The following is a 26,314-nucleotide window of genomic DNA, read 5'->3' as shown; positions in this document are numbered from 1 at the left end:
CTGGAATGAACATGCTCGCCGATCTCCAGAGCCGCCTGCCCGGCCTGATGCTGCGCGACCAGCGCAGGCTGCGCCGCCGTCTCGACGGAGTGCGCAAAGTACGTGACGGCACGTCACGCCAGTCCGTCGCCCTCCAGATAGCGGGTGACATCGAGGCCGCCGAGTCGCGGGTCGCCGCCCGCCGTGAAGCGGTGCCGCGTCTCAGCTATCCACCCGAACTGCCGGTCAGTCAGCGCAAGGACGACCTGCTCGCGGCGATCCGCGACCACCAGGTCGTGATCGTGGCGGGGGAGACGGGCTCGGGCAAGACGACGCAGCTGCCCAAGATCTGCCTGGAGCTGGGCCGGGGGGTGCACGGCCTCATCGGGCACACCCAGCCCCGGCGGATCGCGGCGCGCACCGTGGCCGAGCGCATCGCCGAGGAACTGTCGATCTCGCTGGGGGAGGCGGTCGGATACAAGGTCCGCTTCACCGACCATTCCAGCGACGGAACCCTCGTCAAGCTGATGACCGACGGCATCCTGCTGGCGGAGATGCAGACCGACCCGCTGCTGCTGCAGTACGACACTCTGATCATCGACGAGGCCCACGAACGCAGCCTCAACATCGACTTCATCCTCGGATACGTCAAGCAACTCCTGCCGAAGCGTCCCGACCTCAAGGTCATCATCACGTCGGCGACCATTGACCCCGAGCGGTTCTCCCGGCACTTCGCCCCGCCCGGGGGCGACGGAGGCGCTCCGATCGTCGAGGTGTCCGGCCGCACCTACCCCGTAGAGGTGCGCTACCGGCCGGTCGAGGAGGACGACGACCAGACCCAGGCCATCGTGCAGGCGGTCGACGAACTGTGCGCGGAGGGCCCCGGGGACATCCTCGTCTTCCTGAGCGGCGAGCGGGAGATCAGGGACACCGCCGACGCGCTCAAGGGCCGTCCGGAGGAGGTCCTCCCGCTGTACGCGCGGCTGTCGGCGGCCGAGCAGCACCGCGTCTTCCAGGCGCACCGGGGCCGCAGGATCGTGCTGGCGACCAACGTCGCGGAGACCTCCCTCACCGTGCCGGGCATCCGGTACGTCATCGACCCCGGCACGGCGCGCATCTCGCGGTACAGCCACCGGCTCAAGGTGCAGCGGCTGCCGATCGAGCCCGTGTCGCAGGCGTCGGCCAACCAGCGCAAGGGCCGATGCGGCCGGACCTCGGACGGCATCTGCATCCGGCTCTACGCCGAGGACGACTTCGTCACCCGGCCGGAGTTCACCGACCCGGAGATCCTCCGTACGAACCTGGCGAGCGTCATCCTGCAGATGACGTCGCTGGGGCTGGGCGACATCGCGGCGTTCCCCTTCGTCGAGCCGCCGGACAGCAGGCAGATCCGGGACGGCGTCAACCTGCTCCAGGAGTTGGGCGCGCTCGGCGACAAGGGCGCGAACCTGACCCCTCTCGGGCGCAAACTCGCCCAGCTCCCCGTGGACCCGCGTCTCGCGCGCATGGTTCTCGAGGCCGAGGGGAACGGCTGCGCGCGCGAGGTCATGATCATCGCTGCCGCGTTGTCGATCCAGGATCCCCGCGAGCGGCCGGCGGACAAGCAGCAGGCGGCCGACGAGAAGCACCGGCGCTTCGCCGACAAGGAATCCGACTTCCTGACGTACCTGAACCTGTGGAAATACCTGCGCGAGCAGCAGCGGGCGCTGTCGTCCAGCGCGTTCCGCCGGATGTGCAAGGCGGAGTTCCTCAACTACCTGCGCGTCCGCGAGTGGCAGGACATCGACAGCCAGCTCAGGTCGGTGGCCAAGAGCCTGGGCATCGTCCCCAACAGCGTCGACGCGGACCCGCAGCGGATCCATCAGGCGCTGCTGAGCGGCCTGCTCTCGCACATCGGCGTCAAGGACCTCGAAGCCAAGCGGAAGCAGGACGGGCCGCGGCGCCCCATCACCGAGTACGTCGGCGCGCGCAACGCGCGGTTCGCCGTCTTCCCCGGCTCCACCCTGGCGAAGACGCAGCCGCTGTGGGTGATGTCGGCCGAGCTCGTCGAGACCTCGCGGCTGTGGGCGCGCGTCAACGCCAAGATCGAGCCGGAGTGGATCGAGCCGCTCGCCCAGCACCTGATCAAACGGACCTACAGCGAGCCGCACTGGGAGAAGGACCAGGCCGCCGTCATGGCCCTGGAGAAGGTCACCCTGTACGGCGTGCCGATCGTCGCGGAACGCAAGGTCAACTACGGCCGCATCGACCCGGAGCTCAGCCGCGACCTGTTCATCCGCAACGCCCTCGTCGAGGGCGAGTGGCGGACCCACCACAAGTTCTTCCACGACAACCGCAAGCTGCTCCAGGAGGTCGAGCAGCTGGAGGAGAAGGCCAGGCGCCGGGACATCGTCGTCGACGACGAGACGCTGTTCGACTTCTACGACGGACGCATCCCGCCCGAGGTGGTCTCCGGGCGTCACTTCGACAGCTGGTGGAAGAAGACCTCGCGCGAGTCTCCCGGCCTGCTCACGTTCACGCCCGAGATGCTGGTCAACTCCGGCGCCGGGGTCAGCGCCCGGGACTATCCCGACTCATGGGGACAGAGCGGGCAGCGGATGCGGCTGACCTACCGGTTCGAGCCGGGCACGGCCGTGGAGAAGGCCGCGGAGAAGGTGGCGGACGGCGTCACCGTGCACATCCCCCTCGACGTGCTGAACCAGGTCGACCCGGCCGGCTTCGACTGGCAGATCCCCGGCCTGCGCGAGGAACTGGTCACCGCGCTCATCAGGTCGCTCCCCAAGCAGTTGCGGCGCAACTTCGTGCCCGCCCCCAATTTCGCGAAAGCCGTACTGGAACGGGCGGAGCCGGGAAGCGAACCGATCCTGGACACGCTGGAGCGGGAGCTGTACCGGATGACCGGCGTGACCATACCCCGCGAGGCCTGGGCACCCGACCAGGTGCCCGACCACCTGCGCATCACCTATCGGGTGGTCGACGACAGGAAGCGGCCGGTCGCCGAGGACAAGGACCTCGAGGCGCTCAAGCGCAGGCTGGCCCCCCGGCTGCGGGCCACGCTGTCGAAGGCGGCCGACGACCTGGAGCGCACCGGACTGCGGAGCTGGACGATCGGGACACTGCCCAAGGTCTTCGAACGGGGCAGGCTGCGCGCCTATCCGGCGCTCGCCGACGAGACCGGGAGCGTCGGGGTCCGGATGTTCGAGACCGAGGCCGAGCAGCGGCGGTCCATGTGGGCGGGCACCCGCAGGCTGGTGCTTCTCAACACGGTCAGCCCGGCCAAGGCCATCCTTCGCGGGCTGGGCACCGCGCAGAAGCTCGCGCTCAGCCGGAGCCCGCACGGCGGCGCCGCCGAGTTGTTCGACGACTGCACGATGTGCGCGGCCGACAGGCTGATCGCCGAGGCCGGGGGACCGGCCTGGGACCAGGCAGGGTTCGAACGGCTCCACGACCACGTGCGCGCGTCGTTGTTCGCGACGACCGAGGAGGTGGTCGCCAGGGTCGAGCGGATCCTGGCCACCTGGCATTCGGTGCAGACCGTCCTTAGCGGTCCGGCCGATTCCGTCGCCGACATCAAGGAGCAGCTCGACGGGCTCATCTACGCCGGCTTCGTGACGGGGACGGGCTACGACAGGCTGCCCGACCTGCACCGCTACCTGCGGGCGGTCGAACGGCGACTGGAGAAGCTGCCCGACGACCCGCACCGAGACCGCGAGTGGATGCACCGCGTGCACGACGTCGAGGACGACTACCGCGACCTGCTCGACCGGCTCAAGCCCGCGGAGCGGGACGCGAAGGCCGTACGGGACATCCGGTGGATGATCGAGGAGCTGCGGGTGAGCTTCTTCGCGCAACAGCTCGGTACGCCCGCCCCCGTCTCGGAGAAGCGCATCCGCAAGGCCATCGACGCCATCTAGGAGAAGTCCCGGAAGCGGGGTCCCGCCCTCGGCCATGACATTCCGGGCCGGGTGCGTTCTAGGCGTGTCCGAATATGGCCGAAATCACTGCATGTCGGCGCTGTGAGTTACCCAGGGAGTGCCCTCGTTCCTCGACGATCTCCTGCGCAAGGCGCTTGGGGAGACGGCGGACCTCCAGTGGGCGGGATGGACGGTCAGGGACGGGCGCACTAGCGACCGAGAGCGGCGCCGATCAGCGCACGGGGGTCGGCGGCTCCCGCGAGCACACCCGAGGGCAGGACGTCGATCAGGTGGGCGTGGCCGAAGTTGGAGCCGTACTCGACGGCCGTGACCGGGTGGCCGCGCTCGCGCAGGCCGTCGGACCACGGCGCGCCGTCCTCGACCTCGACGACGGCCTCCTGCCGCCAGGTGTCGAAGCCCGTGTCGGCGCCGCTCACGCCGAGCGCCCACCGCGGGGCGTCGATGACCTGTCCCGGGGCCTGGTCGTGATGCAGGAGCCGGGTGATCAGTTGCAGCAGGATCTGCGGCTGGGCGTCGCCGCCCATGGTGCCGACGACCGACCGCAGCGAGCCGTCCTGGCGCGTGATCAGCGCGGGGGAGAGCGTGTGGGGCGGCCGCCTGCGCGGGCCGTACTCGGCGGGGTGATCGGGCGTGAGCGAGAAGCCGATGCCGCGGTTGTGCAGGTTGATGCCGGTGCTCGGTTCGAAGAGCAGGCTGCCGAAGCCCGCCGCGTTCGACTGGATGAGGGAGACGCCCATCCCGTCGCCGTCCACGGCGCACAGGTAGGTGGTGTCGCCCGGAGCCGTGTGGTCGACGAACGGCGAGCGCCGTTCGGGATCGATCATCGCGCGCCTGGCGTCGGCCGAGCCCAGGGGCGCGACGGCGCCCTCGTGGAGCACGTCCAGCCGGTCGTGGCCGGCCGCGCGGGCCGACTCGACGAGGAGGTGCGCCCATCGGGGGTCACCGGGGTCGTCGGGCAGGTCGAGCTTGTCGAGGATCGCCAGGGAGAGCAGCAGCAGGTAACCCTGCGAGTTCGGCGGGACGGTCCAGATCCGGTGACCGAAGGCCTCCGCCTGGATGGGGTCCACCCAGTCGGCGTTCGGCCGGGCCAGGTCCTCGGGGACGTACTCGCCGGCGCCGAGCGTGAGCAGGCCCTCGCCGAACTCGCCCTCGTAGAAGGCGGCCCGGCCGCCCGAGGCGATCGCCTCGAGTGTCCGCGCGACGCCCGGGCGGCGGATGATGTCGCCGGCGCGCCTGGCCGAGGCGAAGTCGCCCGCTCCGGGGAGTGAGCCGATGAACTCGCCGCCTGGTGCCAGCAGCGGCGAGGCGGGGAAGCCCGCCGCGGCATGCCGGATCGCCGGGGCGAGCAGATCGGCGAGCGGGAGCCGTCCGAAGCGCTCGTGCAGGGCCGACCAGCCGTCGACGCAGCCGGGCACCGGCACCGACCGGATGTCGTAGAGGTGCGGCATGCGGTCCAGGCCCTCGGCGCGAAGCCGGTCAGGATCGGCGCCCGAACCCGACCTGCCCGACGCGTTGAGCGCGGTGGTGGCGGATCCGTCGTGGACGAGAGCGAACAGGTCGCCGCCGAGTCCGCACAGGTGCGGGGACGTGACGGCGAGCACCGCGTTGGCCGCGATCGCGGCGTCCACCGCGTTGCCCCCCCGCTCCAGGACGGACACCCCGGCGGAGGACGCCAGATGGTCGACGGTGGAGACCATGCCGTTCAGGGCATACCGCGTTTCGCTCACGATTGGGGACTCTATGACGGGGGGATCGCCTGGACGAGTCCGCCCCCTAGAGTGGCCGCGATAGTGACGAAACAGTGACGAATGCAAAGGAATTGCCGTGATCCGGGTGCTGGTGTTCGACGTGGGGGAGACGCTGATCGACGAGACTCGCATCTGGACGCGCTGGGCCGACAGGCTGGGAGTTCCCCGGGGGACCTTCCTGGGGCTCGTCGGCGGCATGGCCGCCCTCGACCGGCCGCTCCGTGACGCGTTCGAACTGGTCCGGCCCGGATTCGACCTGGAGGCGGAGATCGCCGCCTGGCGCGCCGACGACCCCGCCGGTCTGCGCGAGAACTTCGACGAGGACGACCTCTATCCCGACGTACGGCCGGGCCTCGGCGCGCTCCGCGACGCCGGATACCGGCTGATCGTCGCGGGGAACCAGCCGCCGCAGGCCTATGACGCGCTCGCCGCGATGAACCTGCCCGTGGACGGCGTCCACACCTCGGCGGCCTGGCGGGTCGAGAAGCCGGAGCCCGGATTCTTCGCCAAGGTCTCCGAGGTGGCCGGGCACGCTCCGGAGGCGATCCTCTACGTGGGGGACCGGCTCGACAACGACGTGCTCCCCGCGAGGAAGGCCGGCATGCGGGCCGCACTGCTGCGCCGCGGCCCCTGGGGCTTCCTCCACGCCGCTCGTCCCGATGCGGACCAGGCCGATCTGGTCGTCGACGATCTCGCCGAACTCGTCACGCGGCTCGGCTGAGCCGATCACCGGGCGTCGCTAGCCTGCCTTGGTCAGATCGCCGTTGTACTCCAGCAGGCCGGCGTCGTCGTTCCACCGGTAGGCGAGTCCGCCGCCCTTGCGCTGCAGGCGGACCGTCCCCGGTACGCACTGGCCCGCGTCCACGAGGTCGAAGGTCAGCGTGGAGCCGGTGGCCTCGGTGAGCTTCAGGGTCCCCTCGCAGGAGTTGGCCGGCTCCTTCCACGTTCCCTTGTCGTCTCCGGACTCCAGGTCGATCTCGATGTCGTAGTCGCCCGTCAGGCCTGCCGGAGTCGGCGTGATGTGCCCGCGCCAGGTTCCCGCGAAGGCCGCGGAGACTCTCTTGCCCGAGCCGCCCTCGTTCGCGTCGCCGCCGGAGCCTGTGGCGGGGGCCGGGTCCGTGGAACCGTCGGTGGTGTCGTACGGGCCGGTGGTCGTGGGATCCGGGGTCTCCGCCACCCCGGGCGTGGTGCGGGACGTCGTGGGGGTCGTGGAGTCGGATGACGCGACGGAACCGGACGGAGGGAACAGCCGGGGCACGAGGAGCGCCGCCGCGACCGCCACGGCCGCCACGAGGGCGACGAGCCCGGCGATCACTGTGGTCCGGGAGCCGCGCCGTCCACTAGCCGGCTCGGTGCCCAGCGGCTCCGGCCTGCCCGGCCCCGCCGGTGGCCCGGGCTGAGGCTCCGCGCTCACGGGATGCGCCATCGCCTGTCCGGCGGGCCGCCGGGGCTGGGTCCGGTCGTCGTCCGGGTGGTCCTGACCGCTCTCGTGCCCTCCGCCGTCCGCGGCCGCCACACCGGCCACGAGCGGGTCGGGCGCGGATCCCACCAGGCCCAGAAGCAGGTCGCGGGCCGTGGGCCGCACCGCCGGATCCTTGGCCAGGCAACGCCGGACCGTGGCCTGGAGGGGCGCCGGGACCCCCGTGACGTCCGGGTCCATCGTCATGATCTTGTGCAGCACGGCGGCGACGCTGTCGCCGCCGAAGGCTCGATGGCCGGTGGCGGCGAAGACGATCGTGGCGCCCCACGCGAAGACGTCGGACGCCGGGCTCGCCGGGCTTCCGGCGATCTGCTCGGGAGCCAGGTAGGCCGGAGTGCCGATCGGGCCCGCCGTGATCGTTTCGCTCTCGCCCTGCCGGGCGATGCCGAAGTCGACGACACGCGGGCCGTCCGGGCCGAGCAGGACGTTCCCCGGCTTGAAGTCACGGTGGACGATCCCGGCCGCGTGGATCGCGGTCAGGGCGGTCGCGGTGCCGACCGCGAGCCGTTCCAGCTCTCCGCCTCGCAGCGGACCGCCGTCGGACACCCGCTGCTGCAGCGAGGGCCCGTCGACGTACTCGCTCACGATGTACGGCTCGCTCCGGTCCACCACCGCCGTCAGCACGCGGGCGGTGCAGAAGGGGGCGACGCTCCGCATCGCGTCCAACTCGCGGGCGAGCCGGGTGCGGACGGCCGGGTCGAGCCCGGTCTTGATGACCTTCACGGCCACGGGTTCGCCGTCGGAGGCGTAGCCGAGATAGACGACTCCCTGACCGCCCTCGCCGAGGCGTCCGGTCAGGCGGAATACGCCGAGCGTGGTCGGGTCATCGGGGGCCAGAGGGGCGACCATGGTCATACCGTAGCGATCCCGGCAGGTTGTCCGAGACTCAGAGTTCCCGCAGGACGACCGCGTCAGCCAGCCTCCGGCGTCCGGCGTCGCTCATGTGCAGGTGGTCGCCGGCGTCGTAGGCGCGGGCCAGTCGCTGCGGAGAACGGGGGTCGCGGACCGCCTTGTCGAAGTCGGCGACGGCGTCGAAGGCGCCGCCGGTCCTGATCCACCGGTTGACCTGCTGCCGGATCTTCTCCCGCTTCTTGGTCCAGGAACCGAAGCCGTGGAACGGGGTCAGCGTGGCGCCGATCACCCGCAGATCCTTGGCGTGGGCGGCCTCGATCAGCTTCTTGTAACCGTCGATCAGCGGTGTGGCCGAGTCGTAGGAGCCCCGGGAGATGTCGTTGATGCCTTCGTAGACCACGACCGTGCGGACACCGGGCTGGGACAGGACGTCGCGCTCGAACCGGACGACCCCGCTGGGGCCGACGGTGGGGCGCAGGATCCGGTTCCCCGCCATGCCGGCGTTGAGCACGCCGAGCCTGGTCGGCTTGGCCGCTCCCGACAGCCGCCGGTGAAGGTAGTCGGTCCAGCGCCGGTTGGCGTCGTTTGCCTGTCCGGTCCCGTCGGTGAGCGAGTCGCCCAGCACCGCGACGGATCCGATCGTGGACGCCGCGCTGACCGCGACGCGGTCCAGGAAGAACCACTGGTTGCTGGTGTAGGTGTAGCCCTTCGCGGACTCCTCCGCCGCGTGGTCGCCGGGACCGGACATGTAGGTGGTCGCGTAGGCGCGGTCGTGACCGGTCACTCCGTGGACATAGGCGGGGAGGTGGACGCTGACGACGAGGTCCTGACCGCCGGCGACCTTCCCGGGCACCATGTCGCTCCAGACGCTCTGCCCGGCGGGGACCGTCACCGACGGGGCGCCGTCGAACGTCACCGGGCGGTTGGTGCCCGCGCGGACCTTGGCGCCCGAGCCCTGGATGCCGAGATGGACGTCGGCGAACGTCACGGGAGCGAGGCCGAACACGTTGGACAGGTGGATGCGCGCCTGCGAGCCGCCGAGGCTCGCCCGGACGACCATCCGGACGGTCTGGCCGCCGACGGCCGTCGCCACGCGGGTGGTCGCGGCCGACCAGGTGCCGACCAGGTGCTCGTCCGCGGGCGGCTCGCTCGGGGGCGTCGTGGACGACGGCGACGGCGTGCCGTCCAGGCGCCGGGCCTCGGCCGCCGAGAAGGGGGTCGCGGCCGCGACAGTCGCGATCATGGACGCCGCGAGCGCCAGGGCCACCACGGACAACCGGTGAACCGGCCGTGCCATCCAGTTCCTCCACAACATGTGACCGCGGAAGGCTCCCGCGGCGGGAAGAGCGTCTGCGGTGCCATACCTTACCGATGTTTTGACATCGGCAGACGGGATGCGGACGCGGTCGCCCATAGGTAGATCGATTCTGCTTGAATCACGGGTGAGAAGCGGTCGTCCACGACGCCCGAATCCCCGAGGCCCTGAAGGACAGGACGGATGCGCCGGTCCAGGCACGATGACAGACTTCCCGCCCGGCGACGGTCGTCGATCGCGGGCCCGGCCGCGGCGGGCCTGCTCGCCGCCGTCGCCAGCGCGCTCGGCACCTCCCTCAACATCTGGACGCTCCCCGTTAGCGCCCGGGTTGTGATCACTGTGGTCTCCGCCGTACTGGTCGGAGCGCTGGCCTGGGCGACGACGGATCCGCGGCCGGCGCCGCCCGCCGCGCCGCCCGGTCCCGAGGCCGTCCCGCCTCCCGCCCAGCTCCCCCCGGCGATCGCTCACTTCACCGGGCGGGGGGAGGCCCTCGCCGAGTTGCGCGAGCAGTTCGCCGACCGCGCGGACGACTCGCCGCTGGTGGTGTCGATCTACGGCCAGGGCGGGGTGGGGAAGTCCGCGCTCGCGACGAAGTTCGCCCACGAGATCATCGGCGCGTTCCCCGACGGCCAGCTCTACTTCGACCTGCGCGGACCGGACGGCACCGCCGGGCCCGAGGACGTGTTGCTCGGGTTCCTGCGCGCCCTGGGTGTCCGCCTCACCACCGACCCCGGCGGCCTCGCCGAGTTGCAGAAGCTCTGGTGGACCTGGACCAAGGACCGCCAGATCCTGATTTTTCTTGACAACGCCCAGAATGGTGACGACGTCAAGGCCCTGATTCCGCCCGAGGCCCGGTGCGCGGTCATCGTGACCTCCCGGCAGCCGCTGTTCCTCCGCAACCGCCACGACCGCCAGCTGGGAGCCTTCACCGAGGCGCAGGGCGTCGAGCTGCTCGCGCGGCTCGCGGGCGACGAGAGGGTGGCGGGGGATCTCGACTCCGCCCTCGCGATCGTGCGGCTCTGCGACCGTCTGCCGCTCGCCATCAGCATCTGCGGCGGCCGCCTGGCGACCAGGGAGAACTGGTCGCTGAAGGAGCTGGCCGACCGGCTGGGCGACGAGCGCCGCCGCCTCGACCACCTGGAGGTCGGCCGGCGCATCGACAAGAGCGTCCGCGCCTCCCTGCAGCTCAGCTACGAGGACTGCACGGACGTCCAGCGCCGCCTGCTCCGGCTGATGGGCCTGCTGACGGCGCCCGACGTGCAGGGCTGGGTGGCGGGCGACCTGCTCGACACCTCGGTGCTGGACGGCGCCGACCAGCTCGAGGCCCTGGTCGACACCCAGCTCGCCGAGTGCTCCGGGCGCGACGGCACCGGTGAGATGCGCTACCGCCTGCATGACCTGGTGCGCCTGTTCGCCCGTGAGCTGGCCGTGGAGGAAGAGCCGGAGAGCCATCGCCGCGCCGCCATCGAGCGGGTCCTGTACGGCTATCGTCGCCGGGCGGAGGCCGCCGCGACCGACCGGTGGCCGCAGGACTGGCGCCGCAGGGGCACCCGCAGGGGACCTGTCGCGAGCGGACCGGAGTCGCCGGCCGAGATCTCGTCGGCCGAGTGGTTCGCCGCCGAGCGCGTGGCGCTGCTGTCGGCGATCCACCTGGCGAGGGACGCCGAGCTCTGGGACCTCGCGTGGGGGACGGGCCGCGCCTTCTGCTCGCTCTGCCACTCGCTGCGCGCCTACTGGTCGGACTGGCAGGTGGTGGCCGACGTCGTCTGCGAGGCGGCGACCCGGGCGGACGACCCCCGCGCGCTCGGGATCGCGCTCATGGAGCGGTCGGCCGTCGTGGGAGGCATGGGCCGGCCGGCGGAGGCCAGGCACGACGCCGAGCGGGCGCTGGAGATCTTCACCGGCCTCGGCGAGTCCTGGTGGGCGGCGCGGGCCACGCGTTCGGTCGGCATGTCACTGTTCAGCGACGGCAACCTCGACCGCGGTCAGGGCCATCTGATCGACGCCATCGCGGCCTTCAAGGCCGAGGACGACCGATGGTGGCAGGCGAGGACCCAGCGCAACCTGGCCGAGCTGCGCCTGGCGCAGCGCCGGTACGGCGAGGCGAGGGAGTTGCTGGAGGACTCACTCGGCGTCTTCCAGTCCGACGCCAACCGCTACTCGGAGGCTCAGACCCAGCGTGTCCTCGGCGAGGTCCTCGCCGCCGAGGCGCGCGGCCACCTCAGGGACGGAGAGGCCCTGGAGGCGGAGCGGAAGTTCATCCTGGCGGGCAACGCCCTCCGCTTCGCCATCCGTGCCTTCCGCGACCGGCACGAGGAGTGGGAGGAGGCCAGATGCCTGCGGGCGGCGGGGGAGATCGGCGACCCGCAGAACGGCCTGCAGGAGTACGCCTCCATGCGCCGGGCCAAGGAGCGGCTCGTGAAGCTCGGTGACTCCTGGGGTGTGGCGAGGACGGAGCTCTCGGAGGGCAGGGTCCTCGCCCGGCTCGGCCGTACGACGGAGGCCGTCAAGGCCCTGCGCGGCGCCGTGGAGGACTTCGAGGAACTCGGCGACCGCTGGTGGCAGGCGCGCAGCCTGCGCACCCTCGGTGAGGCACTCGTGGACGCGGGGCGGCGGCAGGAGGCGCGGGAGCCGGTCGAGCAGGCGCTGGAGATCTACCGGAGCCTCGAGAACGAGGCCGGAGTGTCACGTGCCCAGGAGGTCCTCGAACGGGCCATGCGTCCGTGACGCCGGTATGGGGCAGACGTTCATTGGGCGATCACGCCGCTGACACATGCCGACAGATAGGCTCATAAGCGATGAACAACTATGAGCGTTGGATAGTTCTCGAAGGTGCGGTCAACGTGCGGGACCTCGGCGGCCTCCCCACCACCGACGGAGGCACCACGCGGTTCGGACGGATCCTGCGGGGCGACAACCTCCAAGGGCTGACCGGCGGAGACGTCACCCGCCTGGTCGGGGAGCTCAAGCTGAGGCACGTCGTCGACCTCCGGTCCGACACTGAGGTCCGGCTGGAAGGCCCCGGCCCTCTCCATCAGGTGGCCGACGTCGGCATCCACCACCTCAGCCTCTTCGCCGAGGGCGGCCATCTGACCGACGTCGACGCGGACACCATCGACGCCAAGGCGCTGCCGTGGCAGGACCGGCTCGACGAGGAGACCCTCGCCGAGTTGCGGGTCACCGGTTACTACTACGGCTATCTCCGCGACCGTCCCGACTCGGTCGTGGGGGCGCTGCGGGTGCTCGCGGAGAACGACGGCATGGCGCTGGTCCACTGCGCCGCGGGCAAGGACCGGACCGGCGTGGTGAGCGCCCTGGCGCTGGCCGTGGCCGGAGTCGCCAAGGAGGCGATCATCGCCGACTACGCGGCCACGGGCGAGCGCATCGAGGCGATCCTCGCGCGGTTGCGGTCGAGCGAGACCTACCGTGCCGACCTCGACGGCAAGCCGGCCGACAGCCACCTTCCCCGGCCCGAGTACATGGCGCAGTTCTTCGCCACCCTCGAGGACAGGTTCGGCGGCCCGCTCGGCTGGCTCGCGGCCAACGGCTGGACCGACGGCGACACCGAGGCGATGCGCGCCCGTCTCCTGAGCTGAACGTGCCTGGGGAGTCGCGGCCTAAGCCGGGTCCGCCTGGTCCATGACCACGGTGGAACCGGTGGCCGCGGAACGGGCCGCCGCCTCCAGCACGGCGACGGTCTCGGCCGCGCTCTCGGGGGCCACGGGCGGAGGCGTCCCGTCCCGCAGGCAGGCCGCCACACCCGCGTAGAACTCCTGGTAGGCGCCCGGCTCCGTGGGGACTGCGCGGACGTCGTCCCCGGCCCCCAGCATGCCCCAGCGCTCGGAGGGCTCGGCGCCCCAGACGGCTCCGTCCGTGCCCGGGCGCTCGCCCGCGCGCAGGCGCTCCTCCTGCGGGTCGAGACCCCACTTGACGTAGGCGCCCCGGGATCCGAGCACCCGGAACCGGGGGCCGAGTTGTGCGGTGACCGCGCTCATCCACAGGTGCGAGCGCGTCCCTCCGGTGTGGGTCAGCGCGATGAACGCGTCGTCGTCGGCCCGGACTCCGGACCGCCTGACGTCGCTCTCCGCGTGGACGTGCGAAACCGGGCCGAACAACTGCAACGCCTGGTCGACCAGGTGGCTGCCGAGGTCGTAGAGCACACCCGCGATCTCGTCGGGCCCGCCCATCTCGCGCCAGCCGCCCTTCGGGACCGGGCGCCAGCGCTCGAACCGCGACTCGAAGCGGTGGACGTCCCCAAGTTCCGGCAGCAGGCGGCGGATCGTCAGGAAGTCCCCGTCCCATCGCCGGTTCTGGAAGACCGTCAGCATCGATCCGCGGTCGCGGGCCAGCCGTACGAGGTCGCGGGCGTCCGCGGCCGTCCCGGTGAGCGGCTTGTCCACGACGACCGCGAGACCCTGCTTGATCGCCTCCTGCGCCAGCGGCACGTGCGTGCGGTTGGGCGAGGCGATCACCACCAGGTCCGAACGGCTCCACAGGTCGTCGGCCGTTCCCACGACCTCGGCGCCGGGATGGTCCTGCCGTACCTGCTCGGCCCTGGCGGGGTCGCGCGTCACCACGGCGGCGAGCCGCAATCCCGGGGTAGCGGCGATCAGAGGCGCATGGAAGAACGATCCCGCCGGGCCGTAGCCGATCAGCCCGACGCGGATCTCAGAGGTCGGCATGGACACACCATATGCGGCATGGATCAGTTGTCGTGGTCGTCCCGTTCCGCGAGGAAGGCCTCGAACTGGGCGGCCAGCTCGTCACCCGTCGGCATCGGGGTGCTCTCGGCGAGGAGGTTCTCCCGTTCGGTTCCCGACTGGAACGCGTCGTACTGCTGCTCCAGGCCCTGGATGGCGCCGGAGAGCTCGGTGGAGGCGCTGATCTGCTGCTCGATCTCGGCCGTGGTCTCCTCGGCGGCGCCCCGGAGACTGTCCATGGGGAAGACCAGCCCGGTGCCGCGCGTCACCGCCTCCAGAGCCGTGACGGCGGACTGGGGGTATTCGGCCTGCGCGAGATAGTGCGGCACGTGGATGGCGTAACCCACGGCGTCGTGGCCCTTGGCGCCGAGGCGTAACTCGATCAGCCCCGCCACGCTGCCGGGCACCTGCACCCTTCCGAAGGGGCTCGGCGGGCCGACGACGAGCTCGCTCCGGCTGCCGTGCGAGGTGAGGCCGAGGGGGCGGGTGTGGGGAACGCCCATCGGGACGCCGTGCATCGTGACGAGCCTGCCGACGCCGAGCCGCGTGGCCAGCATGCCGATGGCCTCCGTGAACAGCTCCCACTCGCGGTCGGGCTCGGGGCCCGTCATGATGAGGAACGGCGTCCCCGTCACGTCGCGAGTGAGATAGACCACGAGTTCGGGGCTGTCGTAGTCGACCCAGTGGTCGGAGTCGAAGGTCATCACGGGACGGCGGGAGCGGTAGTCGATCAGGCGGTCCACGTCGAAGGTCGCGACGACCCGGTGCTCCAGCTCGGCGAGCAGGTGTCCGAGAGCCAGCCTGCCGGCGCCTCCCGCGTCCACGAACCCCTCGAAGTGGTAGAGCAGCACCGGATCGGTCAGCTCCGGGACGTCCCCGTCGAGCCGGTAGAGATCCGTGGGGTCGAACACCGTGTTCCAGCCTTTCTCAAGGGGGCTTTGCCAACTGTTACCTACTGAACCGCTGGGGAGCCGCCTGGATTCCGTGTGATGGAGGTGACCTTACCGGTGGACAATGGTCGGTATGGAGCCGGATCCGGAGCTCGAAGAGTTCGCCACCAAGGTCTTCGGCCTCGCACGGGCGGGGGAGACCGAGGTGCTGTGCGCCTACGTGGACGCGGGAGTGCCCGTCAATCTGAGGAATGACAGGGGCGACACGCTGCTGATGCTGGCGGCCTACCACGGGCACGCGGCGACCGTCCGCGCTCTCACCGAACGCGGCGCGGACCCGGATCTCGCGAACGACCGCGGGCAGACGCCACTCGCCGGAGCCGTGTTCAAGAAGGAGCCTGAGGTGATCCGGGCGCTGATGGACGCGGGTGCCGATCCCACCGCGGGCACGCCGTCCGCGCTCGACACTGCCCGGTTATTCGGCAGTTCGGACATTGTGGGCTTGTTAGGGCCAGGTTGAGGTTGAGGGCCGAAATTTCCGTAAATGCTGTCGGTCTAGCGCTCTAATGACCTAATGGTCATGCTTGGCGGATGGCGACTCCCTCTGTGGTACAGATCGGTAGGGACCCGATCCGCATCCCCTCTCTCACCTGCCCCTTCCCCAGCGCCGTGAATCCGCATGTGGACGAGGTCGACAGAGACACGCTGGCGTGGCTTGCGACCTCAGGAATGGTCGACGATCCGGAGCAACTGGAGCGGTTCCAGCGAGCCGCGTACGGATGGCTGGGCGCCCGGACCTATCCGTACGCGTCCCGGGAACTGTGTCAGCTCGTCACCGACTGGTGCGTCTGGCTGTTCGCGTTCGACGACGCGTTCTGCGAGTCCGACAGGCGCGCGGCCGAGATCGCCCGGGCGCTGCCCCAGCTCTACGTCGTGGTGGACGATCTCGCCGGAGACGATCCCCACGGCTCGAAACAGGTCGACGACCCCTTCGCCCGCGCCCTGCTGGACATCAAGGCGCGCATCACCGTCCACGGCGGTCCCGACCAACTCGACCGGTGGCGCACCGTCACCAAGGACTACCTGTTCGCCCAGGTGTGGGAGGCGGCCAACCGGGAGGACGATGTCGTCCCGACGGTGGACGACTACCTCTTCATGCGGCGCAGGACCGGTGCGATGCTCACCGTCTTCGCGCTGATCGACGTGGCGGCCGGGGAGCGGCTCACTCCCGAAGAGTGGCGCCACCCCGCGGTCCACGCGATGACCGAGCACGCCAACGACGTCGTCGTGTGGGACAACGACCTCATCTCCTACGCCAAGGAGCAGAGCGGGGCCAACGTCCGCAACAACCTGGTCAGCGTCCTGTCCGGCCACACCGGCCGCTCCATCCAGGAGGCGATGGACCGGATCGGCCAGATGCGCGACCAGGCCGTCGCCGACATGGTGACGCTCGGGCCGGTCCTGGAGTCACTCGGCTCGCCCGCCGTCACGGCCTACGCCCGCGGCCTGGAGTACTGGATCAGCGGCAGCGTCGACTACTCGCTGACCAGCTCGAGGTACTTCGACGTCTGACCGCCGTCAGTCGACGGGAGCGCGGAAATCGTCGAAGTCGTCCAGCGCGTACTCGATGAGGTCGCTCAGGCTCAGCCGCGCTCCCTCGGCGTAGGCGTCGTCATAGGCGGCGTCGCCGATCGCCTTCTTGCACTCCTTCACGCACTGCTCGTGCTCCGTGGTGAAGAACGGCGAGCCGAACTGGGGCAACCCGAAGGTCTTCCAGTTGGCCTGGGCCGCGCCCAGCAGGAACGCCGTGCGCTCGGGCCAGCCGAGGTCGAGGCTCAGCCCCGCCAACTGGTCCACGCACAACACCACGCCCAGCACGTCGTGGAAGTGGCGCTTGATGCGCAATGCCTCCTTGCACGCCGCCAGGGCCTCGTCACGGCGGTCGGTCCCGCGCCGGACGAGCGAGGTGACGTACCAGGCGTACGACCGCAACCACAGCTCACCGCGCTCCTGGCAGACCTTGAGACAGTCGGCCAGCAGCGTCTCGGCCTCCATGTAGTCGCCCTGGGCGAGCAGGACCATCGACAGCTCCACGATCGCCGGGAGCAGGCCGGGGTTGAGCTCACGTCCGCCGCGGTGGAACTCGATGGCGACGCCGAGCAGAGCGGTCGCCTTCTTGGCGTCCCCCTGCAGCATGGCGGCGGTGCCCTGCATCTGGGTGGCCAGCAGGACGGCGACGGAGTCACCCACCTGGACGGCGTCGGTGCTGCACTCCTCGGCCGCGGCGAGCGACCCCGGCAAGTCGCCCTGGGCGCTGCGCAGGTAGGCGAGCACCCACAACGCCTTGCAGCGCTCCTTGCTCGGGGTGGGGCAGCCCTTCAGCGCCCGCTCCAGATAGAGAGCGCCCTCCCTGGCGAACCCGCAGGCGACCCAGAGGAACCACAGCGACGACAGCAGCTCCAGCCCGATCCGGGCCTCGCCCGGGGTGGTCAGGCAGTAGTCGACGGCGATGCGGATGTTGTCGTGCTCCTGGCGCATGCGGGTGTACCAGTGCACCTGCCGCGGGCCCGACCACGACTTCTCGCTGCGCTCGGCGAGCTGGAGGTAGTAGTCGCGATGGCGGCGGCGCAGGGCCGCGGTCTCGCCGAGCTTGTCGAGCCACTCCCCGCCGTACTGCCGGAGCGTGTCGATCAGCCGGTACCGCTGGCCCGCCGCCGTCGCGAAGCTGAGCAGCACCGACTTGTCGACCAGGCCGGACAGCACGTCCGCGATGGTGGCCGGCGCGAGGTTGTCGCCCGCGCACACCGATCGGGCGGCCTCCAGCTCGAAGTCTCCGGAGAAGACCGACAGCCGCGCCCACAGCAGGCGCTCGGCGGGCTCACACAGCTCGTGGCTCCAGCCGATGGCCGCGCGGAGCGTCTGGTGCCTCGGCAACGCCGTACGGCTGGCACCGGCGAGCAGGCTGAACCGGTCGGCCAGCAGCGCGAGGATCTGCTCGACCGACAGCGTCCGAAGGCGGACCGCGGCGAGCTCGATGGCCAGGGGGATGCCGTCGAGGCGGCGGCACAACTCGGCCACGGCGACGACGTTGTCCTCGTCGAGCACGAAGTCGGGCACGACGACGGAGGCGCGCTCGCTGAACAGCTCGACCGCTTCGTTGTTGTACGGGTTGTCCGCCGGGTCCTCACTGGGGACGGTCAGCGGCGGGACCGCCAGGGTGTACTCATGGCGCGCGTTGAGCGATCGGCGGCTGGTCGCGATGATGCGCAGGTTGGGCGCGCGGTCGAGCAACTGGTCGGCCAGGCGGGCGCAGGCCTCGACGAGGTGCTCGCACGTGTCCAGGATCAGCAGGAGCTCGCGATCGCCCAGCCACTCGGCCAGGGTGTCGGCCTCGTCCCGGGACGACTGGTCGGCGATGCCGAGAGCCGAGGTGATCGCGTGGTGCACCATTCCCGGGTCCTGCAGCCGGGCGAGGTCGGCGTACCAGACGCCGTCCTTGTACTTGCCGCGAACCTGGTGGGCGATGCGGAGGGCCGTCCGCGACTTCCCGACTCCGCCGATCCCGGTCACGGTGACCAGCCGGGAATCCTGAAGTCGCTGCCTGAACGAGGCCAGCAGGCGCGTGCGGCCTACGAAGCTGGTCAGCTCAGTGGGCAGGTTGCCCTCTCGTCGCCATCCTGATGGCGTTGCCATGCCGCCTCACGGGGGGGATCGTCCGGCGTGCTGTCTGTTCCCGCATCGTACCTTCGGCGACCGATAGATGTCCGGATGTGCGGTCGCGACGTTTCCGCTCCGGGGGAAAACTCCGCACCCCTGCGGCCCGGATCCCCGCCCCCGCACGGGAGAAACATCCGGCCGGCGTCCTCGCCCCGGAGCAGGCACCCGGTCTGGCCGCGCCCCCCCGACACGGCCGGATAGCATTGGACCGTGACTGCGCAGCATCCGGATGACATGCGTCCGGTGGACCTCTTCGACGAGGGATTGCCGGTGCTTCCCGACCAGACCAGTGACGACACCGACCTGGGGTGGGGCGAGTGGAGCTCCGGCTCCGACGACTCCCGTTTCCTGGAGGAGCGCCCGCCTCATTGGGACTAGCGCGTCCTTCCGGCATCGCGTCTAGGACACCACGTCCTTGCGGCGGAAGCGCCGGAAGGCGAACGCGATCAGGATCACCGAGTAGGTCACCGAGACCGACACGCCCTTGATCATCCCGCTGTAGTCGGGCTGGGGCGACAGCGCGTCCAGCCATGCGGTGTTCCAGAAGGTGGGCAGGAACTCGCGGAACGAGCCGAGGGCCTCGACGGCCTGGAGGATGCTGCTCACGATCACCAGCCCAACGGCGCCCCCGACCGCGCCCAGGGGGGAGTCGGTGCTGACCGAGAGCAGGAAGGCCATCGCCGCGACGACGAGCTGGCTGACCAGCGCGTACCCGATGACGAGGGCGAACTTGGGCAGCACGTCCGACGCCGCGATGATCTCTCCGGTGCCCGGCACCCGGATGTCGTTCCAGCCGAACGCCAGGGTGCCGGCCAGCAGCGCCATAAGCGGCAGCACGGTCACCGCGGCCGCCGAGTACCCGAGCGCGACGATCAGCTTCTGGCGCAGCAGCCGGTCGCGGGGGATCGGCGCGGCCAGCAGGTAGCGCAGCGACGACCAGTTCGCCTCGCTCGCCACCGTGTCGCCGCAGAACAGGGCGACGGCGACGACGAGCAGGAAGCTGGCCGACACCGACAGGGCGAACGCGGCGAAGTTGAGCCCGCCCGCGGTGGCCAGGTCGGACAACCTGAGCGAGTTGCCGCCGTTCGATCCCGGCCCGAACTGGAAGGCCACCACGAGCACCCAGGGCAGGGCCAGCAGCAGGGCGAACATCGCCATCGTGCGACGCCGCCTGAACTGGCGCACGATCTCCACGCGCAGCGGCAGGGTCCGCCCGGGGGTGTACCCGGGGGCGTACCCCAGGGTGTTCTCGCCGGCGGCGGGGCTCGCGGGCGCGCTCATCTGCTCTCTCCGATCAGGTCAAGGAAGACGTCCTCCAGGCGGTGGCCGGAGCCGTTCGGCGTGGAGGAGCCGAGCAGGCCGTCGACCGGTCCCTCGGAGACCAGCCGCCCGCGGTGCATCACGACCACGTGGCTGCAGGTCTGCTCGACCTCGCCGAGCAGGTGACTGGAGACGATCACCGTGCGGCCGCGCTGCGCGTAGGCCTTGAGCACCTTGCGCATCTCCGCGATCTGGGGCGGGTCGAGCCCGTTGGTGGGTTCGTCGAGCACGAGCAGGTCGGGCAGGCCGAGCATGGCCTGGGCGATGGCCAGCCGCTGCCGCATCCCCTGGGAGTAGGTGCGCACCGCGCGCTCCAGAGCGGCGCCCAGCCCGGCGATCTCCAGCGCCTCCTCCAGGTGCGAGTCCTCGGCCGGCCGGCCCGTGGCCTGCCAGTAGAGCTCGAGGTTGGCCCGGCCCGACAGGTGCGGGAGGAAGCCGGGCCCCTCCACGAACGACCCGAGCCGGGACAACACGGGGGCGCCGGGCACCACCGGATGGCCGAAGATCCGGATCTCACCCTCGTCGGGGAGGATGAGCCCCATCAGCATGCGCATCGTCGTGGTCTTGCCGGCGCCGTTCGGGCCGAGCAGGCCCAGCACCTGGCCCTTGTCCACCCGGAAGGACAGGTCGTCGACCGCCTTCTCGCCGTTGCTGTAGCGCTTGCCCAGGCCGGTGATCACCAGCGGCACGTCGGCCAGGTCGGGGCGGTCTCCGGCCGATCTGGCGGGGCGGGCGCGCCGGGTCAGGACGATGGCCGCTGCGGCCACGATCGCGGCGAGCGGCAGGGCCCAGGTCCACCACGCGGGGCCGGTCGACGGGGTGATCAGCGCCGGGTCGGCGGGCACCGTCAGCTCGGGTGAGGCCAGCCCGATCCGGTAGACCGCGGGCGCGGCCGGCGTGCTGAACCCGAGGTCGGTGGTCGAGATGACCACCCGCATCCGATGGCCGGCGTCGAACGTCCTGTCGATCGCCGGAAGCGTCACGGTGACCGGCGTCCCCGCCTCCGTCGCGGTGACCCGGAACGGCGCGACCAGGCTCGACGGCAGCACGGCCACCGGTCCGCCGGAGGAGTCGTAGAGCTTGGCGAACAACGTCGCCTCGCCCGTGCCGTACACCTTGACCTGGACGGTGGGGCTGCCGGTGACGTGCGCGGGAGCGGCCAGGGGAGCGGACTCGAACGCGGCCGCCTGTCCGGGGACGTCGATGGAGACGCCGAGGCCGCCGCTGCTGCGCAGAAGGCCGCCGAATCCCGGGACCGAGGAGATGGACGCGGGCGAGCCGCCCGGAGGGTTCGCGACCTGCTGTTCGGGCCCGGAGAGCGTCACCGTCGTCTTGTCGGTGCCGGACAGGCCCGGATAGCCGCCCGCGGCGGCGTGCACGAGCACGGTCTGCCGTGTGCCGGGGTCGCGTCCGCCGTCGCGGCTCACGGTGAAGGCGTCAGAGCCCGTTCCCGTGCCCGTTCCCGCGCCGTTCGCGTCCGCCGTCGTGCCGGGGCTGTTCTTGAGCCAGCGGTCGAACCAGCCGGCCGTACGGTCGAAGACCCAGTCGGGCTCGCTGTCGCCGCCGTCGTGCCCGCCGTTGATCCAGGCAATCTCGACGGGCGCGCCGGTCGCGGCGATCTGCCGTGCGTTGGCGTCGGCCTGCCCGAGGGGGAACAGCGAGTCGCGCTGGCCCTGGATCAGGAGCGTGGGAATGCGGATCCCGTCCGGCACCGAGGAGGGGCTCGACCGGCGCAGCAGGCTGATGGCCTCCGGTGTCGCCCGTCCGGTCGAGGCGACGGTCTGGTACATCTCACAGATCGCCGGGAGGAACCGCCCGCACTGCACCTGCTGGGGAGTCAGAGCCTTGGCGGCGCCGGAGGGTCCGGACAGTCCGGCCAGGCTCGCCGCGTCGAGGCCGCCGTCGGGGGCGAGGTCGCTGCCGCCGGAGCTGAAGAAGATCCCCGCCCACATCTTCTTGAAGACGCCGTTCATGGGGCCGTTGCCCCCGGCGTCGGGGAAGAGCGCGTCCGCGAGGTCGTTCCAGGTGATCTCGGGGGCGATCGCGTCGATCCGGCTGTCGTAGGCCGCGGTCATGAGGGCGATGGCCCCGCCGTACGAGCCGCCCGCGATGCCGACGCGCGGGTCGCCCGCCCGGTCGAGGCGGACCTCGGGGCGCTTCGCCAGCCAGTCGACGAGCTGGCGGACGTCCTTGACCTCGTAGTCGGGGGAGTTCAGCGCGATCTCGCCGGTGGAGCGGCCGAATCCGCGCGCCGACCAGGTGAGCACGGCATAGCCCCGCTGGGACAGTCGTACGGCGAGGTCGCGCACGCTCTGCTTGCTCCCGCCGAAGCCGTGTGCCAGCAGCACCGCGGGAGCCTTCCCGCCGGAGGCGGGCGGGAAGAAGGTGGCGTCGAGGGTCACGTGCTGGTCGTCCGCGGGGCCGTCCACCACGGTGATGGCCGTGTCCTGGCCCCGGACCGGGTGCCCGGACGGCCACAACGCCCATGCCAGGCCGCCCACGACCACGAGGACCAGTGCGACCACGGCAGTCAGGGCCCGCCGCCCGCCCGGAAACGTCATATCGCGATGCTACTGAGCGATCAGAGGAGATCGATCCACACGAGCCGGGTTTTCGGGCCGGGCCGGGTCTCGATTGAGCTCAGGTGTCCGTCCGAACCCGCGGATAACTGGAGTGGGGCCTCCGTAGGATCCCGCGGACCCTCGCCGAGCGTTTCCGGGCGAGCGCGCGGATCTCGGAGAGGGCCTTCGTCACGAGCCGTCGGATCGTCGGTGAGGGGTCTTGCACAAGAACGCCGGACGCTTCTCCGGGACATCCCCGATTGCGCCTACAACCGGCGGAGCGGCATCATTTCGCGCGTGACGACAGGAACGACGCTCAAGCAGGTCCCCGCTCGCGTCATCGAGTGGGCCCTCCCCTACTGGACCCGCGGGGAGGCGGGGAGGCAGACCCCGGCTGATCTGTTCAGGGTCCTCTATCTCGGCTGGCTCGCGGCGTTCGTCCTGAAGGTGCTCGGGTCGACGTGGGACGTCTCGTGGCACTTCAAGTGGCTGCGTGACGACCTCGCCCCGCCGCACATGCTCAACACGGTCGGCACGGTCATCGCCGTCGGGCTGGCGATCGTGCACTGGTACACGGGTTACGGCGTCGACCGCCTCGCCTCCCGGCTGATCCAGTGGGGGACGGGGATCTTCCTCATCGCGATCCCGCTGGACCTGATCAACCACCGGGTCAACGGCCTCGACATCACCGCCTGGAGTCCCTCGCACGCCCTGCTGTTCATCGGGACCGCCCTGATGATCGCCGGAGTGATCCGGGGCTGGTATCTGGGGGCCGCGTCCTACGGCGTGATCTCCGACCGGCGGCGGACCATCGTGCTCGCGGTGTTGTTCACGTTCTTCTTCGAGAACGTGCACTTCCCCGAGCAGCACCAGGAGTACGGCGTGCTGGAACTGGCCTCGTGGGATCGGGGTCAGCCGTACGCCGAGCCGAGCCTGCTCCAGTTCGCGGCCAACCAGATGGGCCGGGCGGTGGATCGGCCCATGATCCTCAAGTTCTCGCTGCCGGTGCCCGACTACGTCTACCCGGTCTACGCGGGCGTGGCCGGCATGATCATCCTGGTGGTCGCCCGGATGATCGTGGGCAAGCGCTGGACGGCGACGTCGATCGCGGCGGTCTACGTCGCCTATCGCTGCCTGGTGTGGCCGCTGCTCGTCGGGACGACCTTCCCCCCGTCGGCGATCCCGTTCTTCTTCCTGCTCGCCGGACTCGCCGTCGACCTTGCCTTCTTCGTGCGGGTTCCGTACTTCAGGCCGGTCCTGGGTGCGGCGCTCGTGACGGCCGGGGTGTACGGCGGGCTCGCCCTTCAGGACCGACTCCTGGACGCTCCGCCGTACGCGGCGGCGTCGTGGCCGGTGACCGCCGCCGCCCTGGCGGCGGCGTGGCTGCTCGCCGAATGGCTCGTCGGCAGGCGCCAGGCGTCGGCCGTGTCCGTGAGCGGGTCGTCAGTGAGCGGGTCGGCTTTGAGCGGGGCCGCCTTGGGCGGGGCCGCGGAGACGAGGGCGGAGACAGGGGACGAACCGGCGCGGGAGCCGGGTGCCGAGCCGGTGCCGACCACCGCGCCCGTGCGTGACTCGGGTGCGGCCACCGCGTCCGACGGAGGCGACGTCTAGCGGCGGACCGCGGACCACCGGTGTGGACGGCCCGGCAGGCTTGGTGGCCTGCCGGGCCGTCGTCATCATGCCCCGGGTGTGTGCGCCTTCGTCGCGGGACTCGGGACGGCCGTCAGGCGATGGGCGCTCTCGTGAGCGCCACCGCGACGCCGAAGGCGAGGCCCATCACCGCCAGTTCGAACGCCGCCCATGCCGCGAAGGCGGTGGGGGCCTGCCGGGTGATCGCGGGCAGCAGCCGCCACCGGATGTTGGCGCCGAGCAGCGCGATCACGACGACGAACACGGTCTTGGCCAGCACGAGCCAGCCGTACCGGGTGGTCACCAGCGACTCGGGGAAGCTCTGGGCGGGGGCGAGCAGCAACTCGACCAGGGCGTTGAAGACACCGGACAGGCCCACGACGATCAGGGCCACCGTGGCGAGCCGGGAGAACCGGGGCAGGGCGCGGGCCAGGAGTCCGCGGTCGCGCACCAGCAGCACGGCGAGCGCCGCAAGCCCGCCGGTCCATACGGCGGCGCCGATGACGTGCAACTCCATCGAGACCATGGTCAGGTCGTGCCAGTACCAGTTCGAGGCGTGCCCGGTGACGGGGATGGGGAGCAGGCCGAACGCCGCGACGAGCACCCGCAACTCCGCGGGCACCTTCTCGCCGAACCGCACGGCCAGCATGCCCACGGTCGCGCTGACCAGGGCGCACGACGCGCTGATGATGAGCCCCTGGCCGGAGCCGATGCGGTCGACGTAGGTGGCGACGTCGGGGAACGTGCCCGGCTGCACCTCCGCGGCGCTCAGGATCGTGGAGACGAGCGCGGCGGCGCACCAGAGCAGTGCGCTCAACACGGCCCAGTGCCTGGCCCGGGCCGCGATCGGTTCCGTCCGGTCGGGATCGTCGAAGCCGAGGAACTTGGGCAGCAGGCTCAGGCCGACGGCGGCCGTCGCGGACAGGTCGAGGACGAGCCGGGCGACGGGCAGGCCGTACTCGACGAACCCGTCCGGCATCGGGATCCCCTCGGCCGGCCCCGGGCGCGTGACCCACGTCGCGATGAGGACCGCGAGCAGCCCGGCCGCCGAGGCTCCCGCGATCGGGAACCTCGACCTGGACCTTTCCGGGATGCCGCCCCGTATCTGTTGCTGCGCGGCCGTCGTGGTCATGCGCCGCTCCCCACGCGCCGGTCGTGCCGTACGAGCCCGAAGGCGGCCAGGGCGAGCAGCGCCGCCGTGGCGGCGAGCAGGCCCCAGACCCAGGCGCCGCTGGACGGGCTCACGGGCGGTGCGATGCCGGCGGCCACAGGCGGGCCCGTCGCGGGTCCCATGGTCGTCCCGGGGACCGGGGGAGCGGCGTTCGTGGCGGTCTGGCCGCCCGTGGCGTTCCCGACGGCGAAGGAGACGGTGCCCGTCACGGGATGCCCGTCGTTGGAGACGATCCGGTAGCCGATGACGTAGGTTCCGGACGGCCCCTGGCCGCGGAGGGCGACGAAGATGCCGCTGCCGCTCACTCCCACGTCGCCCTGCTCGTAGTGGGCCCCGTCGGGGCCCGTCACGGCGATCCTCGCGAAGTCGCGCCGGACGGCCTGGTCGAAGGTCAGGGTCACTTTCCCGGGCATCGCCGCGAGCACCGCGCCCTGACGGGGATCGCTGCCGGTCAGCACGTTGTGCGCCCGCGCGGGCGTCGCGATCAGCAATGTGGCGGCACATGCGGTCAGCACGACTACGGCCGCGCGCATGATCGGGCTGCGGCCGGACGTCCCGGCACGCGCGACCTGGAACACCTGAGTCGACCTCCGCTTCGCGAGCCTCGCTGAGACCCGGTGAGTCTTCGTGAATTCGGGTGAATCTGGGTGAGTCGTGGAGTCCAGCCATGGTCCCACTGATCGTGCGCGGTGCCGCCAGGGGCCCGTCTCCGCCGCCTGAGACGCCGATGCCCGGCGATCCGTCGGGGGATCGCCGGGCATCGGCCGGGAGGCTCCGGGCCGCGCGAGTGTCACCGGTCTCACGCGGCCCGGAGGCGTCTGCCCGCAGTCAGGGTGGGTCACCCGTCGTGGCGGGCATGCCTGGGTTCAGATCTTCTTCCAGAGGACGGGGCCTTCGGCTCCCAGCCGGTTGATCGGAAAGTAAGCCCGTGTGACCAGGCCCGTCAATGCTCTCTATAAGGAAACTTTCCTGATAGTTAGCCTCTTGACCCTCCCTTAAGCCCCCTTTAAGCCCCTT

Annotated in this window: 18 protein-coding genes; 8 read left to right on the top strand and 10 right to left on the bottom strand. The window is 71.1% G+C overall.

Annotation, left to right across the window (positions count from 1 at the left end; translation table 11 throughout):
• The first annotated feature begins 5 nt into the window (after positions 1-5).
• Complete coding sequence (hrpA, locus tag Pmi06nite_RS04780) at positions 6-3,893, top strand: ATP-dependent RNA helicase HrpA (protein ID WP_203951584.1); 3,888 nt, start codon at positions 6-8, stop codon at positions 3,891-3,893.
• A 209-nt stretch (positions 3,894-4,102) separates the two neighbouring features.
• Here hrpA and Pmi06nite_RS04775 read toward each other — a convergent pair whose 3' ends face one another.
• Positions 4,103-5,641, bottom strand: a complete 1,539-nt coding sequence (locus Pmi06nite_RS04775) for a gamma-glutamyltransferase family protein (RefSeq protein WP_203951583.1) — start codon at positions 5,639-5,641, stop codon at positions 4,103-4,105.
• A 97-nt stretch (positions 5,642-5,738) separates the two neighbouring features.
• On the opposite strand from Pmi06nite_RS04775, the gene Pmi06nite_RS04770 reads away from it, so the two are divergent.
• Entirely contained in the window at positions 5,739-6,383 is a 645-nt protein-coding gene (locus Pmi06nite_RS04770) for an HAD family hydrolase (protein WP_239113649.1), read from the top strand.
• A gap of 18 nt (positions 6,384-6,401) precedes the next feature.
• Here Pmi06nite_RS04770 and Pmi06nite_RS04765 read toward each other — a convergent pair whose 3' ends face one another.
• Together Pmi06nite_RS04765 and Pmi06nite_RS04760 are read right to left on the bottom strand one after the other, a co-directional pair.
• Positions 6,402-7,991, bottom strand: a complete 1,590-nt coding sequence (locus Pmi06nite_RS04765; protein ID WP_203951582.1) for a serine/threonine-protein kinase — start codon at positions 7,989-7,991, stop codon at positions 6,402-6,404.
• A 37-nt stretch (positions 7,992-8,028) separates the two neighbouring features.
• Entirely contained in the window at positions 8,029-9,291 is a 1,263-nt protein-coding gene (locus Pmi06nite_RS04760; protein ID WP_203951581.1) for an SGNH/GDSL hydrolase family protein, read from the bottom strand.
• A 201-nt stretch (positions 9,292-9,492) separates the two neighbouring features.
• Between Pmi06nite_RS04760 and Pmi06nite_RS04755 the strand changes: the two genes are divergently transcribed.
• Complete coding sequence (locus tag Pmi06nite_RS04755) at positions 9,493-12,036, top strand: tetratricopeptide repeat protein (RefSeq protein ID WP_203951580.1); 2,544 nt, start codon at positions 9,493-9,495, stop codon at positions 12,034-12,036.
• A gap of 71 nt (positions 12,037-12,107) precedes the next feature.
• The gene (locus Pmi06nite_RS04750; protein ID WP_203951579.1) at positions 12,108-12,905 is read left to right on the top strand and encodes a tyrosine-protein phosphatase; all 798 of its coding nucleotides are present in this window, start codon (positions 12,108-12,110) and stop codon (positions 12,903-12,905) included.
• Positions 12,906-12,926: 21 nt separating this feature from the next.
• Here Pmi06nite_RS04750 and Pmi06nite_RS04745 read toward each other — a convergent pair whose 3' ends face one another.
• Positions 12,927-13,991: a Gfo/Idh/MocA family oxidoreductase gene (locus Pmi06nite_RS04745; RefSeq protein WP_203951578.1), complete on the bottom strand. Its 1,065-nt coding sequence runs from the start codon at positions 13,989-13,991 to the stop codon at positions 12,927-12,929.
• 23 nt (positions 13,992-14,014) lie between these two features.
• Positions 14,015-14,920 (bottom strand): PAC2 family protein, encoded by a 906-nt coding sequence (locus tag Pmi06nite_RS04740; RefSeq protein ID WP_203951577.1) that lies wholly within the window; start codon positions 14,918-14,920, stop codon positions 14,015-14,017.
• Positions 14,921-15,032: 112 nt separating this feature from the next.
• Here Pmi06nite_RS04740 and Pmi06nite_RS04735 point away from each other — a divergent pair, with 112 nt between their 5' ends.
• Entirely contained in the window at positions 15,033-15,419 is a 387-nt protein-coding gene (locus tag Pmi06nite_RS04735; RefSeq protein ID WP_373317248.1) for an ankyrin repeat domain-containing protein, read from the top strand.
• A 71-nt stretch (positions 15,420-15,490) separates the two neighbouring features.
• Entirely contained in the window at positions 15,491-16,471 is a 981-nt protein-coding gene (locus Pmi06nite_RS04730) for a 4-epi-cubebol synthase (protein ID WP_203951575.1), read from the top strand.
• A gap of 6 nt (positions 16,472-16,477) precedes the next feature.
• Here the strand turns inward: Pmi06nite_RS04730 and Pmi06nite_RS04725 are convergent, their stop codons facing one another.
• Positions 16,478-18,592 (bottom strand): ATP-binding protein, encoded by a 2,115-nt coding sequence (locus Pmi06nite_RS04725; protein ID WP_203951574.1) that lies wholly within the window; start codon positions 18,590-18,592, stop codon positions 16,478-16,480.
• 234 nt (positions 18,593-18,826) lie between these two features.
• Here Pmi06nite_RS04725 and Pmi06nite_RS04720 point away from each other — a divergent pair, with 234 nt between their 5' ends.
• On the top strand, positions 18,827-18,994 hold the full coding sequence (locus tag Pmi06nite_RS04720; protein ID WP_203951877.1) for a hypothetical protein: 168 nt from the start codon (positions 18,827-18,829) through the stop codon (positions 18,992-18,994).
• A gap of 21 nt (positions 18,995-19,015) precedes the next feature.
• Here Pmi06nite_RS04720 and Pmi06nite_RS04715 read toward each other — a convergent pair whose 3' ends face one another.
• Together Pmi06nite_RS04715 and Pmi06nite_RS04710 are read right to left on the bottom strand one after the other, a co-directional pair.
• The gene (locus Pmi06nite_RS04715) at positions 19,016-19,897 is read right to left on the bottom strand and encodes an ABC transporter permease (RefSeq protein ID WP_203951573.1); all 882 of its coding nucleotides are present in this window, start codon (positions 19,895-19,897) and stop codon (positions 19,016-19,018) included.
• Positions 19,894-22,497, bottom strand: coding sequence for an alpha/beta fold hydrolase (locus tag Pmi06nite_RS04710; RefSeq protein ID WP_203951572.1), 2,604 nt, complete (start codon positions 22,495-22,497; stop codon positions 19,894-19,896). The genes Pmi06nite_RS04715 and Pmi06nite_RS04710 overlap by 4 nt, the downstream gene beginning before the upstream one ends.
• Positions 22,498-22,794: 297 nt before the next feature.
• Here Pmi06nite_RS04710 and Pmi06nite_RS04705 point away from each other — a divergent pair, with 297 nt between their 5' ends.
• Complete coding sequence (locus Pmi06nite_RS04705; protein ID WP_203951571.1) at positions 22,795-24,108, top strand: hypothetical protein; 1,314 nt, start codon at positions 22,795-22,797, stop codon at positions 24,106-24,108.
• A 112-nt stretch (positions 24,109-24,220) separates the two neighbouring features.
• Here the strand turns inward: Pmi06nite_RS04705 and Pmi06nite_RS04700 are convergent, their stop codons facing one another.
• The gene (locus Pmi06nite_RS04700; RefSeq protein WP_203951570.1) at positions 24,221-25,258 is read right to left on the bottom strand and encodes a CopD family protein; all 1,038 of its coding nucleotides are present in this window, start codon (positions 25,256-25,258) and stop codon (positions 24,221-24,223) included.
• Positions 25,255-25,875, bottom strand: a complete 621-nt coding sequence (locus tag Pmi06nite_RS04695) for a copper resistance CopC family protein (RefSeq protein WP_203951569.1) — start codon at positions 25,873-25,875, stop codon at positions 25,255-25,257. The genes Pmi06nite_RS04700 and Pmi06nite_RS04695 overlap by 4 nt, the downstream gene beginning before the upstream one ends.
• Positions 25,876-26,314 lie beyond the last annotated feature (439 nt).

The sequence above is a fragment of the Planotetraspora mira genome (genome assembly GCF_016863275.1).
In the GTDB taxonomy this organism is placed as follows: Bacteria; Actinomycetota; Actinomycetes; order Streptosporangiales; family Streptosporangiaceae; genus Planotetraspora; species Planotetraspora mira.
This window is presented reverse-complemented; position numbering and strand designations above follow the sequence as displayed.